This window comes from Mycobacterium sp. NGS17 (genome assembly GCF_059813205.1).
In genome coordinates this window covers 1-319 of record NZ_JCALED010000053.1, presented here as the reverse complement: position 1 = coordinate 319, position 319 = coordinate 1, and the positions used below count along the sequence as shown (strand labels likewise).

1 protein-coding gene is annotated in these 319 nt (G+C 67.1%); it reads right to left on the bottom strand.

Translation table 11 applies throughout. From position 1 onward, the window contains the following. Window positions 1–319: phosphopantetheine-binding protein (locus AC5Y7E_RS24320; protein ID WP_499950968.1), on the bottom strand; the 319-nt coding region annotated here is incomplete at both ends.

Genomic DNA, 319 nt, shown 5'->3' with positions numbered 1-319 from the left:
GGCGCCTGCACCACCACGGTCTGGTTGAACTGCTCAACCGCACCATCCACGCCGGCCAGCCACCGGATGATCGGAGTCGACACCACCGGCCCGACACCGGTATCGACCACATCACCGGCGTCGGTGTCCAGGGTTACCACCGCCGCCAGCCGGGCCACCGTCTGCTCGACGAAAACGTCGCGCGGCCGACACACCAGCCCGGCGAACCTGGCCCGGGCCACCACCTGAATAGCCGAAATGGAGTCCCCACCCAGCTCGAAAAAGGAGTCCTCGACACCGACCTGCTCCACGCCCAGGACTTGGGCATAGATGCCGGCCA